Raw genomic sequence first — 15,076 nt, forward strand, 5'->3', positions numbered from 1 at the left:
CACCCGCATTCGCGGGCCATGACACCTATTGTTTTTCGGCGGGCGGTCAGACCAACCCCTCACAACCCCGCCCGGATCTCCGTCCAGTCGTTGACGATCCGGTCCTTGTTCTTCAGCCGGCGCTGGAAGATGCCGCTCTTGAGGAAGGTCTCCACGTCGCGCGTCAGGCCGAGACGGGCGAAGGTCTCGTTCGACACGTTCTTCAGCGCCTCCTCGTTCGCCGGCTCGTCGCCGATCTTCTCGATCGTGTAGGCCGCCGCGCCGTCCGACAGCGAGGAATCGATCAGCGCCAGCGCTTTCGCCTCGTCCGACGGATCCTTGTGCATCACCAGCCCGCAGACATAGGTGAACATGCCGCCCGGCGGGTTCATGTACGCGACCGGCTTACCCTCGTCGTGCAGCGTCTTGTAGATGATGCGCCACGACATCGCCGCCACGATCTCGCCCGAGCCGAGCCCCTGCGTCAGCGTGGTGTTGTCGCTCGACACGACGCGCGTCTGCTTGATCAGTTCGCGCAATTTCGCCTTCACCAGCTCGTACTGCGCCGGGGTCATGTTGTAGGCGTCGACGCCGATCATGTGCGCGATGAACGGCACGGTATCGTCCACGCCGTCCAGCACCGAGACGCGGCCCTTGTATTTGGGATCGAACAGGATGTTCCAGCTCTGCGATTTGACATATTCCGGCGCCAGATCGGTGCGGAAGGTGATCGAGGTGTTGCCCCAGTAATGCGGCACGAACCAGACATGGGTCTTGTCGGCCCAGATGCCGGGCATGTCGCGCAGGGTCGGCGAGATCTTGTTCCAGTTCTTCAGCTTGGTCGTGTCGATCGGCTGCAGCAGCCCCGCCTCCCGCCAGCGCGGGAATTCGTAATAGCAGGGCCCCATCACGTCCGGCTTGTAGCCGGCGCGCATCTTGGCGAAGGCCTCATCCTCGTCGGCGAAGATCGTGATGTTCGGCTTCTCGCCATATGTCTTCTGGTAATCGGCCAGGAACGGCGCGTCCATGTAGTCTTCCCACTGGAACAGCGACACCGGCTTGCCGGCGGGCGCGGCGGCGTTCCTGTCCCCGCTTCGGCCGCAGGCCGCGACGCTCAGCGCCAGCGCGGCCGCGATCGCCAATTTGACCGGCAATTTCATTATCCCCTCCAGGGCGGAAACCGACATGAAAGCTAGGGCGGCCGGCCCTTCCGCGCAATCGCGCGCGTCGCGATCGTGTCAGTTGGTCGCCGCGCCGGGCCGGCCTATGATGTGCCCATGAACAAGGCAACGCCCCTTCCCGCCTTCGCGCGGCCGGCTTTCGTCGATTCCGCCCGCGCGGAATTCGAGGCGGCCGTCGCCGCCCATCCGGACGTCGAATGCGTCGATGCCGTGGTGGTCGACATCTCCGGCACGATGCGCGGCAAGCGCCTGCCGCTGGCGCAGGCGGCGCGCCTGTTCGAGACCGGCATGCAGCTGCCGCGCTCGGTCTATCTGATGGACGTCAAGGGCGAGATGGTGAACCCGTTCGGCCGCGGCTTCGGCGACGGCGACCCCGACGGCACCGCCTGGCCGGTGCCCGGCACGCTCTCGCCCGTCTGGGGCGAGGGGCCCAGGCGGCTCCAACTGCTCGCCAGCATGCGCAACGAGGACGGCGCGCCGACCGGCGGCGAGCCGCGCGCCGCGCTGGAGCGCGTGCTGGAGCGCTTCGCCGATCATCGCCTGACGCCGGTGGTCGCGCTGGAGCTGGAATTCTACCTGATCGACCGCGCCCGCGACGCGAACGGCGCGCCGCTGCCGCCGCTCTGTCCGCGCAGCGGCCTGCGCGAGAAGGACAACGCGGTCTATTCGATCGACGATCTCGACCGCTATGCCGCCTTCCACGCCGCGCTGGGCGAGGCGGCGCGGGTGCAGGGCATCCCGGTCAGCGGCGCCTCGTCGGAATACGCGCCGGGCCAGTTCGAGATCAATTTGCATCACCAGGCCGATGCGCGCCTGGCCGCCGACCACGCCGTGTTCCTCAAGCAGATCGTGAAATGCGCCGCCCGCGCCAGCGGCTTCGAGGCGACCTTCATGGCCAAGCCCTATCTCGACCGCATCGGCAGCGGCCTGCACATCCATGCCAGCATCCTCGACATCGACGGCCGCAACATCTTCGACGACGGCACGGCGGAAGGCTCGGAGCGCCTGCGCCACGCCATCGGCGGCCTGCAGGCGCTGATGCCGGAATCGATGGCGCTGTTCGCGCCGGCGATCAATTCCTACCGCCGCTTCGAGCCCGACATGTTCGCGCCGGTCAACCGCCGCTGGGGCGTCAACAACCGCTCGGCGGGGCTGCGCGTCCCCGTCGGCCCGGGCGCGGGCCGCCGCGTCGAGCACCGCGCCGCCGGCGCCGACGCCAATCCCTATTTCGCCGCCGCCGCCGTGCTGGCGGGATTGCATTACGGATTGGAGCGCAAGCTCGATCCCGGCCCGCCCGCGACCGTCAATGTCTCGCGCGAGCCCGATCTGGCGCTGCCCTTCACGCTGGACGAGGCGCTGACGCGGCTGAAGGACGGCATGACCGTCTCGAATTATCTCGGCGAGGAAACCGTCGCGCTCTATGGCGAGACCAAGCGGCTGGAAGCCGAACGCTTCCGCAAGATCATCTCGGCGGCGGAATACGATTGGTATCTCTGAGCGCGCTCAGGCGCCGAGCGCGCGATATTGCGACGGCGTCATGCCGAACCGCGCCTTGAACACCCGGCAGAGATGGGCGTGGCTGGCGAAGCCGCAGGCCAGCGCGATCTCCGTGATGCCGGCACGCGAGCGCAGCAGCCGCGCGGCCGCCTCCTCGGCGCGCAGCCGGCGCAGATAGGCGCCGATCGGCAGCCCGAAATGGCGGCGGAATTCGCGCGCCACATGCACGTCATGGCGTCCCACGGCGCGGGCGATGCGCGCGACCGTGAGCGTCTCGTCCGACCGGGCATGGATCATGTCGCGCGCCCGGCCGAGCCAGGCCGGCATGGCGGTGTCAGATCGCGCGCGGCCGAAGGCGGCGACGATCTCGAGCATGAGGCCCTCGCAGGCGAGCGCGGCCAGCGCGTCGCCGCGCGCCATTTCGGCGAGCAGGCGCAGTCCGAGCTCGCGGCCGGCCGGCGAACGCGCATGGAGCGAGGCCGCGCCCGGTTCGCGCTCGTCGGCGAGAAAGGCGAGCCAGTCGTCCTTGGGCCGGAAGATGATCTGCCGCGCGCCCTCGGCGCCGAAGCTTTGCGAATGCGCCACGCCCGCCGGGCAGAAGGAGACGATGCCCGGCCGGTAGTCGTGTTCCGCGCGGCCGATGCGCTCGCGGAACCCGCCCTCGACGATCACGCCGATCGAAGGAGTGTCATGGCTGTGCGGCGCCATCCTTGCGTGCGGCGCATAGCGCGGGGCGCGCAGGTCGTTGGTTGCGATCATGTCAGGCTCCAAGGCGCTCGGTCGGTGCAAGCGCGCTGGAATAGTGGAAGACGCCGCGCCCCGGCGCCAGCCTAGAATGGCCCCAACACGGGAGATCGCATGAACGTGACGCGCCTGCTCTGCGCCGGCCTGCTGGCCTTGATCCCTTTGGCCGGACACGCGGGAACTCCGCTGACGCCGAAGGAGGCGCTGGACTATCAGCGGGTCGGCGACCTGCATTTCTCGCCCGACGGGCGCCAGCTTGCCTTTGTCGCTTTGTCTTACGACTGGGACTGGCAGCAGCATCTGCGCGTCCTCGACGTAGCGAGCGGCGCGGCGCGCGAGATCACGCCGGCCGGCAAGACCGAACGCGCGCCGCGATGGTCGCCGGACGGAACCAGGCTGGCCTTCCTGTCCAATCGCGGCGGCAAGACGCAGGTCTATGTCATGGCGGCGGCGGGCGGCGAGCCAACGGCGCTGACCGACCGCAAGAACGGCGTGGCGGATTTCCGCTGGTCGCCCGATGGGCGGTCGATCGCCTGCCTCGCGCGGAGCGACGATGCGCCCGACGAGGACAGCGGACCCCAGATCGCCGACAGCGACAGCGCGCTGGAGCGGCTGTGGATCGTCGACGTCGCGTCGAAGGCGTCACGCGCCCTGGCGACGCCGGGCTATCGCATCGACGAATTCGCCTGGCGCGGCGCGGACGCGCTGCTGTTGCTGGCGACGAACGCGCCGCGCGTCGAGGAATTCAACACGGCGGTCTACGACATCGCGACGACCGGCGGGCCGCCGCGCCTCGTCGCGCATCCGCCCCAGCCGATGGAGGCCCTTGCGGTCTCGCCCGACGGCGCGCGGTTCGCGGTGCGCGCGACGCGGGCGAACGGTCCGCTCGCGCGCGATCTGTTCGTCGGCGCGGTCGGCGGCGGCGATCCGCGCGACGCGACGGCCGGCCTCGACCGCACGATCGTCGAGACGCGCTGGCACGCGCCGGGCACGATCTGGGCGCGGGTGTCGGACGGATTCTTCTATCGCCTCTACCGGATCGATCTCGGCGGCAAGGCGACGGCGATCGGGCTTCCGCTTTCGGCGGGTTCGTTCGACGTGGCGCGCGACGGCAGCATCGCTTTCGTCGGCGAGGACTTCACCCATCCCGCCCAGATATTCCTGCGCGCGCCCGACGGCCGCATCCGTCCGCTCGGCCGCCTGGCGCAGCCGGCCGCGGCGCATCTCGCGCGCACGACGATCTTCACGACCAGAAGCTTCGACGGATTGCCGATCGAGGCCGCGCTGATGACGCCGCCGGCGTCGAAAGGCAAATCGCCGCTCATCCTTCTGGTCCATGGCGGGCCGTCGTCGAAATTCGCGGCGCAGTACGGATGGGAGACCGCCTGGGCCGAGATGCTGGCCTCGCACGGCTATGCGGTGCTGATGGTCAATCCGCGCGGCTCCGACGGCTATGGCGAGGACTTCGTCAAGGCGAACCGCGCTGACTGGGGCGGCGGCGATTATCGCGACCTGATGGCGGTGCTCGACGCGGTCATCGCGCGCGGCGGCGTCGATCCGGCGCGGCTCGGCATCGGCGGCTGGTCCTATGGCGGGGAGATGTCCGAATGGGCGATCGGCCAGAGCGACCGCTTCAAGGCCGCGGTGGTCGGCGCCGGCGTGTTCGACCAGGCGGCGGAATTCGAGACCGAGCACGACCCGGCCGGCGACGAATGGTATTTCGGCACGCCGTGGGAGAATCCCGATGTGTTCGCGCGCAATTCGCCGTCGAGCCATATCCGCGACGCGCATACGCCGGCGCTGATCTTCGACGGCGCGGACGACGCGTCCAATCCGGTCGGCCAGTCCAAGGGACTCTATCGCGCCCTCAAGCATTTCGGCGTCGAGACGCAGCTCGTGCTCTATCCCGGCGAAGGCCATTCGCCGCGCAAGGGCGCCGACAATATCGACATGTTCCAGCGCATCCTCGACTGGTACGACCGCCATCTGGCGGCGCAGGACTGAGGCCTACGCCTTCGGCAGCCGCAGTTCCGCGACGCTGCCGCCGCCCGGCGTGCCGTCCAGGCGGATCGCGCCGCCCATCCGCCGCGCCAGCGACATCGCGATGGCGAGACCCATGCCGGCGCCGGTCGAGGCGCCCGGCCGGTCGAAGCGGCGGAACGGCCGTCCCGCCTTCGCGGCCTCGTCGCGGGTGAAGCCATGGCCGTTGTCGATGACGCGGATCACCACCGCGGCCTCCTCGTCGCGCACGTCGACGCGCACCAGGCCGCCTTCCTGCGTATAGGCCAGCGCGTTGGCGATCAGGCTGGTCAGGATGCGGCTCACCGCCAGGGGATCGGCGAGCGCCTGCGCCGCGTGCGCGAAACCGATCTCCAGCGCGATGCGCCGCGAGAAGGCGCGGCCGGCATGCTCGTTCACGCAATCATTGGCGACGGCGCAGGCGTCGACGCTCCGCGGCTTTATCGGATAGCGCCCGGCCTCGACATTGGCGAATTCCAATATGTCGCCGATCTTGTTGTGCAGCGCGCGGCCGGCCTCGTTGATGTCGTGCGCGTATTCGACGTATTTGGCGTGGCCCACCGTGCCGTAGAAGCCGCGCTCGATCACCTCGGAGAATCCGATGATCGCGTTCAGCGGCGTGCGCAATTCGTGGCTCATATGGGCGATGAATTCGGACTTGGCGCGCGCATCCTCCGCCGCCTCGCGCTCGGCCGTCGCCAGGCGGACGAGCAGCTTGGCCTCCACCGGCCGCGTCGAACGCAGCGAGCGGATCGCCTCGGACGCCCGCGCGCGCCGCTCGAATTCGCGCACGAACACCGCCGCCAGCGCCGCGCCGGCGAGCGCCGGGCCGAGAATCACGAACAGATAGAGCGGCAGCGATCCCTGCCACGCCGCCAGCGCCGCGTCCTCGTCGACCGAGGCACGCACCGTCACCGGCCAGCCAGCGACGGCGATCGCCGCACCGCCGCCGGTCCAGGCCGCGTCGCGCAGCAAGACCTTTCCGTCCTTCAGCACGATCGCCGCGCGCGCCAGAAGCCGCGCCGGCACCAGCACATGCGGATCGAAGCTCAGCGCCACGGTCTTGGTGCCATAGGGGAAGATCAGTGTGCCCGGCGCCAGCACGCGCGGCATGCCGGCGGTGACGGCGTCGGGCGGCAGGGCCTGGTCGGCGAGACTGTCCTGCGTCGCCAGCGCCAGGCCGCTCGCGTCGAACACGGTGATGTTGCCGATGCCGTTGGCCGCGCCGTCGACCGGCTTGCCGTCGGCGAAGGCGCGGCCCTCGGCCGCCAGCCGGTCGAGCGTCGCGGCGGCGGTCGCGGCGATATCGGCGGCACGCTCCGCCTCGAACACGCGCGCCTGGGCCAGCGCATGGACGCGGTCGTTGCGCATTTGAAGCATGGCGGCCGCCGCGAAGGAGCCGCAGATCAGCACCACGCAGACGAGCACCGTCATGCGGATGTTGCGGGTCGCGCGGCGGGCCAGCCCGGTGGCGAACGGCACGGTATCTGCGGTATGCGCAAGCGCCATCGGATTGGCGAACCCCTGAAAGCGAATCAGTCGCTCTCAAGTCATTATGCGAATCGCGGACTCGCTGTCACGAAAGTTAACGAGTGGTTACTCGAGCATTTTCGTGGCGACCTCGAACAGGTTGGCGGAAAGCCCGTCCAGCTTGGTCAGCGCCTGGAGCTGCGCCTTCATCAGGCCCTGCCGCGCCGTGTCGTAGCGCCGCCACGCCTCGAACGCGCCGGCCATCCGCGCGGCGACCTGCGGATTGATCTTGTCGAGCGTCGCGATGGTCTCGCCGACCAGGGCATAGCCGCCGCCGTCCTTGGCATGGAAGCGCAGATGGTTGCCGGCGAAGGCGCCGACCAGCGAGCGCACCCGGTTGGGATTCTTGATGTCGAAAGCCGGGTTCTTCATCAGCCGGCGCACCGCGTCGGCCGTGCCCGGCAGGCAGGAGCCGGCCTGCAGGCTCATCCATTTGTCGAGCACCAGCGGGTCCTTCGCGAAGCGTTCGCGGAAATGCGCGAAAGCGGCGTCGCGGCGCGGAGATTCCATCCGCGTCAGCGCGGCGAGGCCGGCGATCATGTCGGTCATATTGGTCGCGGCGCGGTAATGCGCGTCGGCCAGCGCCGCCGCCGCCTCGTCGTCCGCCGCCGTGAGGTAGCGCAGGCAGGCATTGCGCAGCGCGCGCCGGCCGGCCGGCTTGGCGCCGGGATCGAAGGCGCCGGGCGTCGTCATCTTGTCGTACAGCGCCTGGATGCGCGCACCGTGCGCCGCGACGACGGCCCGGATCAGCGCCACGCGGCCCGCGAAGATGCCGTCCGGATCGGGCGTCTTCATCGCCTGCGCCAACTCGCTGTCGAGCGGCGGCAGCATCATGAAGGCGGCATAGGCCGGATCGGCCTCGGCGTCGGCCAGCACCGCGCCGATGGCGTCGACATAGGGCTTCTCGTCCGCCAGCGCGCCGCCCTTCGCGGCCGCCGCGAGCAGGATCTGCGTCGCCAGCTTCTGCGCCGCCTCCCAGCGGTTGAAATCGTCCGGATCGGCCTTCATCTGGAAGGCGAGTTCGTCGGCGGTGTAGCCGGTCACGAAATTCGCCGGCGCCGAGAAGTGCCGCCCGACCGACACCAGCGGCTTCTGCGCCACGTCGACGAAGCGGAAGGTGTGCTCGGCCCGCGTCAACTCGACCACGCGTTCGTCCGGGCCGGTGGTCTTCTCGCCTTCGAGCGTCAGCGGCATCGGATTGCCGTTCTGGCCGATGAAGCCCAGCCGCACCGGAATATGCATCGGCTCCTTGACCGACTGCCCCGGCGTCGGCGCCAGCGACTGCGTCAGCGTCAGCGCGAAGGTCTTCTTCGCCGCGTCATAGACGCCCTTCGCGGTGATCGTCGGCGTGCCGGCCTGGCGGTACCAGCGGCGGAACTGCGTCAGATCGCGGCCGCTCGAATCCTCGAAGCACTTGACCCAGTCCTCGACCGTCGCCGCCTGGCCGTCATGGCGCTTGAAATAGAGATCGGTCGCCTTGCGATAGCCCTCCGGCCCGACCAGCGTCTGGAGCATGCGGATGACCTCGCTGCCCTTCTCATAGACCGTCGCGGTGTAGAAATTGTCGATGGTGATGTAGCTCTGCGGCTGCACCGGATGCGCCAGCGGCCCGGCATCCTCCACGAATTGCCGCATGCGCAGCGCCTTCACGTCGTTGATGCGGCACACGCCGTGGGACCGCATGTCGCCGGAAAAGCTCTGGTCGCGGAAGACGGTGAGGCCCTCCTTGAGCGAAAGCTGGAACCAGTCGCGGCAGGTGATGCGGTCGCCGGTCCAGTTGTGGAAATACTCGTGCGCCACGACGCTCTCGATCCGCGCATAGTCGTCGTCGGTCGCGGTTTCGGGCGAGGCCAGCAGCAGCTTGTCGTTGAAGATGTTGAGGCCCTTGTTCTCCATCGCGCCGAAATTGAAGGCGCTGACGGCGACGATCATGAAGATGTCGAGATCGTATTCGCAGCCATATTTCTCCTCGTCCCAGCGCATCGCGCGCTTGAGCGAATCCATCGCATAGGCGACCTTGGCCTCGTTGCCGTGCTCGCAATAGATGCGCAGATCGACCGGCTTGCCCGAGCCGCGCGTGTAGCTGTCCTTCAGGACGCCCAGATCGCCCGCCACCAGCGCGAACAGGTAACAGGGCTTGGGGAACGGATCGTTCCACACCGCGAAATGGCGCCCGCCGGGCAGATCGCCGCTCGCGGTCGGATTGCCGTTCGACAGAAGGATCGGATAGGCCGTCTTGTCCGCCTCGATCCGCGTCGTATAGACGGCGAGATTGTCCGGCCGGTCGAGGAAATAGGTGATGCGGCGGAAACCCTCCGCCTCGCACTGCGTGCAGAACATGCCCTTGGAGGTATAGAGCCCGTTCAGCGTCGTGTTGTGCTCCGGCGAAATCTCGGTGACGATTTCGAGCGTGAAGGCGTCGGGCAGCTTGGGCAGCGTCAGCGACGTCTCGCCCAGGACATACTCGTCGGCGCCGAGCTTGCGCCCGTCGATCGCGACCGACAGCAGTTTCAGTTCCTCGCCGTCCAGTGTCAGCGGCGCCCCGGCCGCGCCGGTGCGGGTCACCTTCGAGGTCGCGGTGACGCGGGTCGCCAGCGGATCGAGCGCGAAGTCGAGCGAAATCTCGGCGATATGGTAGTCCGGCGCGCGATAATCCTTGAGATGGATGGCGCGCGGTTCCTCGGTGCGCATGACGGATCCTTGTGTGGGGCAGGGCACCTTATCCACCACAACCACCGCTGTCATGGCCCGCGAATGCGGCCATGACGCCGTGCGTTGGTTCAATCCCACCCCAGACAGCGCAAGGAAATGCCGCTCTTCCAGGGCCTGAGGCAATCTTCGCCCGGCGTGATCGGCCCCTTGTCCTCCGCCCGCAGGCGCGCGGCGCGGGCGGCCGTGTCGGGGTGATCGCCGATCCAGCTCGGCGGGCAGCCGTTCTTGCCGCACAGCTTCTTGTCCATCCGCTCCAGCAGATCGGCCATGTGCGACGGCTTCTCGCCCATGCGGCGCAGGGTCGCCGCGCCGTCGTCGTCCGCCTGCTGCTCGAAGCCGCGCGAATAGGCCGACTGCACGACGATCCCCGGCAGGATCGCGGAGATCTGGCTCATCTGGCTCATGTCGCCGGTGAAGATCGCGATCGTCGCTGGAATCAGCGAGGCCTCGAAGATGCGCTGGAGCTGGTGGGCGTGATCGACATGGCTCATCTCGTGCGCGAACACGCCCTCGATCTCCGCGTCGTTCTTCACCAGCGCCCATAGCGGATCGGTCATCACGATGGTGCCGTCCGGCAGCCCGAACGCGTTGGGCCCGATCCTGCCGCCGCCGCGGAAGATCAGGCGATAGCCGCTCGCCGCGCCCCTGGCATGCGCCGCGACGCGGTGGAACAGCGCCGCCGCCTTCGCCTGGTCGGCGGGCGCGAGCTGGGTCGGCGTCAGCGCGAAGCGGTCGAGCGTCAGCAGGGTCTGCTCGGTCATCGCATGGCCGACCGTGGGCAGCGCTTTCAGCGCCAGCCACTCCGCCGCGAGCGGCACCGCCTGCACCACGATGTAATAGCCGAACAGCAGCGACACGATCAGCGACACGCCGACCGCCGGCCAGGCGCGCTCCAGCCGGTCGGTGAAGCGGCCGCGGCGGCGCTTGCGAAGCGCGCGCAGCAGGGCGTCGGCGCCGTCATTGTCGTCGGTCTCGAAGCGCGATCCGTCCGGCAGGTCGAACCGGCGCATCAGGCGCGCGAGCCGCGACGTCACCTTGACGCGCCTCGCCGGCGCCTCCGCCAGTGTGTGGCCCTCTTCGTCCGCGACGCGCAGGATGCGTTTCGGCTCCGCGCTGGCCCGCGCCGGCACATGGCGCGCGGCGCCCGGATAGAAATAGCGTCCCTCGATCGTCCAGCTCATAGGCCGAACCCGAGGTCGAAGAAGCCGGCGATCTCCTGGCCGATGGCGCTCTGCGCCTCCAGCGCCTCGGAGGTGAAGTCGTCGAGGTTGCCGCTGGCGATCAGCGCGTATTTGCGCATGCGGTAGCGCGCCAGCCGGACACGGCCGAAGGGATAGAACAGGCCGAGCGTCGCCAGGGTCAGCAGCGCATTCGTCACCACGATCCAGGCGACGCGCAGGCCAGACGCCTTGGACGACAGCTTGAAGCCGCCTTCCAGCGTCGCGTTGCTGACCGACAAATTGGTCACCAGCGTGGTGACGAAGCTGGCGACGAACGCCGTGCCGATGCCGAACAGCACGAGCACGATGAGCGAGAAATTCTCCGGCCCGAGCGGGATGGAGAACCGGCCGAACACATTGTGGACATGGGTCGCGATCTCGACGGCGGCGCCGGCGATCGCGATCACCGCGAGCAGCAGGACGACGATCAGGATGAAGCCGAAGAGATAGATGAAATAGATGCGCCGCGCCGCGAACGCCGTCTCGAAGCCGCGCCCGCCGAAGCGATGGTGGTTGATGTAGAAATAGTCGTGGACCCGGCGGGCATAGGGGATCAGCGGGAAGAAGGCGAGCGCCGCGACGCTCCACACCACATAGGCGATGAAGGTCTCGAAATAGGTCGCGTTGAAATTGAACCGCACATTGCGCCACGAGGTGTTGCGCGCGCCAAAGCGGGTCGAGGTGTTGGCGAGCCAGGGCAGCGCCGCGCCCAAGATCAGGAACCAGATGCCGAAGGTGAGCGGCACGAACACCACGCTCAGCGAATAGCCGAGGAACAAAGTGAGCGCGATGGCGCGGCCGATCAGGATGCGCCAGGCGCTGGCGTGATATTCGAAGGAATGCCCGGCGAGATAGGTGTTGCCGTAGAAATAGCGCTGCGTGCGCACCTTCGCCCAGGCGGTGTAGATGCCCAGCGTGAGCACCGACAGCGCGATGTTCACGATCCAGATGCGGAAATACTCTCCGCCCCGGCCGCGAAATTCGACAGTATGGATTGTCGGCGCGCCGTCCGGCTGCGCAGGCAGATCCGGCATCGCCCAGCTCCCCACTCGGGCGGCACTATGCGGGGGCTATGCGGCGGTTTCCACCGCCGTTCTCCAAGCAAGGTTAGGGAACGTCGTTAATTCTGGCCCTCGATGGACGTGAGAACGTCCTGCGCCTCATGCGCGAGTTCCACCAGCGCGTTCGGCATGTCCTCGCCGGACTTGCGGGCCCAGTCGATCAGCCCTTCGGCGAAGGCCATCAGCCTGGGCGAACACGCGATCATCCGCGCCTGGCGCTCGATCCGCGGCGGGTCGAGGTCGTATTCGGCGCCCGGCACGCGCCAGCCGCCCCATTCCGCCTGGCCCGTCACCACGACGGGATAGGTTCCCGGCACCGGATGGCGGGCGCAGTCTTCGCTCGGCTGCCACTTGTTGCGCGCGCGCACGACGCGCCAGAAATCGCCGTCGGCTTTCTTCTCGCCGGTCAACGGTTCTTCGGCCTGCAATTCGTCGGCGGTGAATTCGCGGCCGAGGCCGACGTCGTAATGCACGCGGATCGGCTCATCGAGGCCCTTTGCCCAATGCGGCACGACGTGCTCGATCAACGCCCATGTGCCGACCGGCTTCACATAGACGCGCTGGCTCTTGTGAAATTGTGCCTTCGCCATGACCAACCTGCGTTTACCCAAGGTAAGGCTGACACAGCGCGATTAAACGCGCGTTAAGACGCGACGGACTGGCTTTGAGCGCGCGGCGTGTTCTATCGTCGGTTAACGCCAAGAGATAACGGGGCAGGAACCGCCAAGATGAATTTCGATTTCTCCGACGACCAGAAGATGCTGAAGGACCAGGCGCGGAAGTTCCTGTCCGAGAAATGCACGACGAAAACCGTGCGCGCGGTGTTCGAAGGCGATGCGCATCACGACGCGGCGCTGTGGAAGCAGGTCGCGGAGATGGGCTGGACCGGCACCGCGATCCCCGAGGAATTCGGCGGCCTCGGCCTCGGTTATCTGGAACTCTGCGTGATCGCGGAGGAATTGGGCCGCGCTTTGGCGCCGGTGCCGTTCTCCTCCACCGTCTATCTCTTCGCCGAGGCACTGCTGATCGCGGGAACCGACGAACAGAAGAAGCGGCTATTGCCCAAGGTGGCGTCGGGCGAGATCGTCGGAACCTTCGCGCGCGCCGAAGGTCCGGGCGCGGTCCTGCCCAAGAACGTCCGCGCCACGCTGAAGGGCGGCAAGCTCAATGGCAAGAAGATCGCGGTGATCGACGGGCCGATCGCCGACTACGCCGTGGTGCTCGTGCGCGGTTCCGACGAGCCGGGCGAGCGCGGCCTGCAACTCGCATTGGTCGATCTCAAAGGCCCCGGCGTGAAGCGCACGACCTGCGACACGCTCGACGCCAGCCGTGGTCACTCCGACATCGTGTTCGAGAACGCCAGCGCCGAACCGCTCGGCAAGCTCGGCGAGGGCTGGAGCGACGCCAGCCGCGTGCTCGACCGCGCCGCGATCCTGCTCGCCTTCGAGCAGGTCGGCGGCGCCGATGTCTGTCTGGCGCTCGCCAAGGACTACGCGCTCAATCGCTACGCCTTCGGCCGGCCCATCGCCTCGTTCCAGGCGATCAAGCACAAGCTCGCCGACATGTACGTCAACAACGAGCTCGCCCGCTCCAACGCCTATTACGGCGCCTGGGCGCTCTCCACCGGCGCGCGCGAATTGCCGCTGGCCGCGGCGGCGGCGCGGGTGTCGGCGACGCAGGCCTTCGACTACGCGGCGAAGGAGAACATCCAGACCCATGGCGGCATCGGCTTCACCTGGGCGATGGATTGTCACTTCTATTACAAGCGCGCGAAGGAGACCGGTCTGGTGCTGGGCCCGCAGCGCGCCTGGAAGGACAAGCTCGTCACCGAACTCGAAACCAGCAACGCCTAAGCGCGCTCGCGATCAGAACAGAATACGGGAGAACATCATGGACTTCGAAGACAGCCCCGAGGAAGCCGCGTTCCGCAAGGAGGTTCGCGCCTGGCTCGACGCCAACGCCAAGAAGCGCACCGGCAAGCGCGAGATCGGCGCGGACGAATTGGAGAACGGCGCCGAAGGCGAGATGGCCGCCTCCAAGGCGTGGCAGAAGACCAAGGCCAAGGCCGGCTATGCCCGCATCACCTGGCCCAAGGGCATGGGCGGCATCGGCGGCACGCCGATGCAGTCGATCATCTTCGGCCAGGAGGAATCCAAATACGACGTGGCGAGCGGCGCGCCCTTCGCGATCGGCCTGGGCATGTGCATCCCGACCCTGATGGCCTATGGCGACGAGGCGGCGAAGGCGCGCTTCGTGTGGCCCGCCGTGCAGGGCGACGAGATCTGGTGCCAGCTCTTCTCCGAACCGGCCGGCGGCTCCGATGTCGCGAACCTGCGGACCAAGGCGGAGAAGCATGGCGATACCTGGACGATCAACGGCTCGAAGATCTGGACCACCGGCGCGCAATTCTCCGACTACGGAATAATCCTCACCCGCACCGATCCCAACGTGCCCAAGCACAAGGGCCTGACGATGTTCTACATCGACATGAAGGATCCGGGCGTCGACATCCGGCCGATCAAGCAGGCCTCCGGCGGCTCCGGCTTCAACGAGATCTTCTTCACCGACGTGAAGGTGAAGGACAGCCAGCGGCTCGGCGAAGTGGGGCAGGGCTGGACGGTGGCGCTGACCACGCTGATGCATGAGCGCCTCGCGGTCGGCGGCGGCGCCGGCGGCGGCCTCGACGTGCCGCAGCTCATGGCGCTGGCGCGCGAGCTCGAACTGGAAGACGGCCCGGCGATCAAGAACGCCGCGGTGCGCGAGAAGATCGCCGACTGGTATGTCCGCTCGGCGGGCCTGCGCTACACCACGTTCCGCACCATGACCGCGCTCAGCCAGGGCAAGCAGCCGGGACCGGAGGCCTCGATCGCCAAGATCGTCGTCGCCACCAAGCTGCAGGACCTCTCGGCCTTCGCGATGGAGCTCGAGGGCGAGGCCGGCGTCCTGCAGGGCGCCGAGGCGCCGATGCACGGCCTGTTCCAGGGCGGCTGGCTGTCGGCGCCCGGCCTGCGCATCGCCGGCGGCACCGATGAGATTTTGCGCAACATCATCGCCGAGCGTGTGCTTGGCCTGCCCGGCGACATCCGTGTCGACAAGGACGTGCCGTTCAACAAGATCCCGACGGGGCGCTGAC

At 68.0% G+C, this 15,076-nt stretch carries 11 protein-coding genes; 4 read left to right on the forward strand and 7 right to left on the reverse strand.

The window, feature by feature from the left end; translation table 11 throughout:
- Positions 1 to 59 precede the first annotated feature (59 nt).
- The gene (locus tag WDM86_02620; GenBank protein MEI9988909.1) at positions 60 to 1,139 is read right to left on the reverse strand and encodes an extracellular solute-binding protein; all 1,080 of its coding nucleotides are present in this window, start codon (positions 1,137 to 1,139) and stop codon (positions 60 to 62) included.
- A gap of 117 nt (positions 1,140 to 1,256) precedes the next feature.
- On the opposite strand from WDM86_02620, the gene WDM86_02625 reads away from it, so the two are divergent.
- Positions 1,257 to 2,657 (forward strand): glutamine synthetase family protein, encoded by a 1,401-nt coding sequence (locus WDM86_02625; GenBank protein MEI9988910.1) that lies wholly within the window; start codon positions 1,257 to 1,259, stop codon positions 2,655 to 2,657.
- Between the two features lie 6 nt (positions 2,658 to 2,663).
- Here the strand turns inward: WDM86_02625 and WDM86_02630 are convergent, their stop codons facing one another.
- Positions 2,664 to 3,416 carry an AraC family transcriptional regulator gene (locus tag WDM86_02630; protein ID MEI9988911.1) on the reverse strand — a complete coding sequence of 251 codons (753 nt, stop codon included), beginning with the start codon at positions 3,414 to 3,416 and terminating at the stop codon, positions 2,664 to 2,666.
- A gap of 99 nt (positions 3,417 to 3,515) precedes the next feature.
- Between WDM86_02630 and WDM86_02635 the strand changes: the two genes are divergently transcribed.
- Positions 3,516 to 5,405 (forward strand): S9 family peptidase, encoded by a 1,890-nt coding sequence (locus WDM86_02635; protein ID MEI9988912.1) that lies wholly within the window; start codon positions 3,516 to 3,518, stop codon positions 5,403 to 5,405.
- Between the two features lie 3 nt (positions 5,406 to 5,408).
- On the opposite strand, the gene WDM86_02640 is transcribed toward WDM86_02635, so the two are convergent.
- The 5 genes from WDM86_02640 to WDM86_02660 all read right to left on the reverse strand — a co-directional run bounded on the left by WDM86_02640 (position 5,409) and on the right by WDM86_02660 (position 12,533).
- Positions 5,409 to 6,929, reverse strand: coding sequence for a HAMP domain-containing sensor histidine kinase (locus tag WDM86_02640; GenBank protein ID MEI9988913.1), 1,521 nt, complete (start codon positions 6,927 to 6,929; stop codon positions 5,409 to 5,411).
- An 87-nt stretch (positions 6,930 to 7,016) separates the two neighbouring features.
- Entirely contained in the window at positions 7,017 to 9,641 is a 2,625-nt protein-coding gene (gene pepN, locus WDM86_02645) for an aminopeptidase N (GenBank protein ID MEI9988914.1), read from the reverse strand.
- A gap of 89 nt (positions 9,642 to 9,730) precedes the next feature.
- Positions 9,731 to 10,843 (reverse strand): M48 family metallopeptidase, encoded by a 1,113-nt coding sequence (locus tag WDM86_02650; protein MEI9988915.1) that lies wholly within the window; start codon positions 10,841 to 10,843, stop codon positions 9,731 to 9,733.
- Positions 10,840 to 11,916, reverse strand: coding sequence for a YjgN family protein (locus tag WDM86_02655; GenBank protein MEI9988916.1), 1,077 nt, complete (start codon positions 11,914 to 11,916; stop codon positions 10,840 to 10,842). The genes WDM86_02650 and WDM86_02655 overlap by 4 nt, the downstream gene beginning before the upstream one ends.
- Before the next feature lie 86 nt (positions 11,917 to 12,002).
- Positions 12,003 to 12,533 (reverse strand): hypothetical protein, encoded by a 531-nt coding sequence (locus tag WDM86_02660; GenBank protein MEI9988917.1) that lies wholly within the window; start codon positions 12,531 to 12,533, stop codon positions 12,003 to 12,005.
- A 138-nt stretch (positions 12,534 to 12,671) separates the two neighbouring features.
- Between WDM86_02660 and WDM86_02665 the strand changes: the two genes are divergently transcribed.
- The gene (locus tag WDM86_02665) at positions 12,672 to 13,796 is read left to right on the forward strand and encodes an acyl-CoA dehydrogenase family protein (GenBank protein ID MEI9988918.1); all 1,125 of its coding nucleotides are present in this window, start codon (positions 12,672 to 12,674) and stop codon (positions 13,794 to 13,796) included.
- Positions 13,797 to 13,833: 37 nt separating this feature from the next.
- The gene (locus WDM86_02670; GenBank protein ID MEI9988919.1) at positions 13,834 to 15,075 is read left to right on the forward strand and encodes an acyl-CoA dehydrogenase family protein; all 1,242 of its coding nucleotides are present in this window, start codon (positions 13,834 to 13,836) and stop codon (positions 15,073 to 15,075) included.
- Position 15,076 lies beyond the last annotated feature (1 nt).

It is taken from the genome of Rhizomicrobium sp., assembly GCA_037200045.1.
Lineage (GTDB): Bacteria > Pseudomonadota > Alphaproteobacteria > Micropepsales > Micropepsaceae > Rhizomicrobium.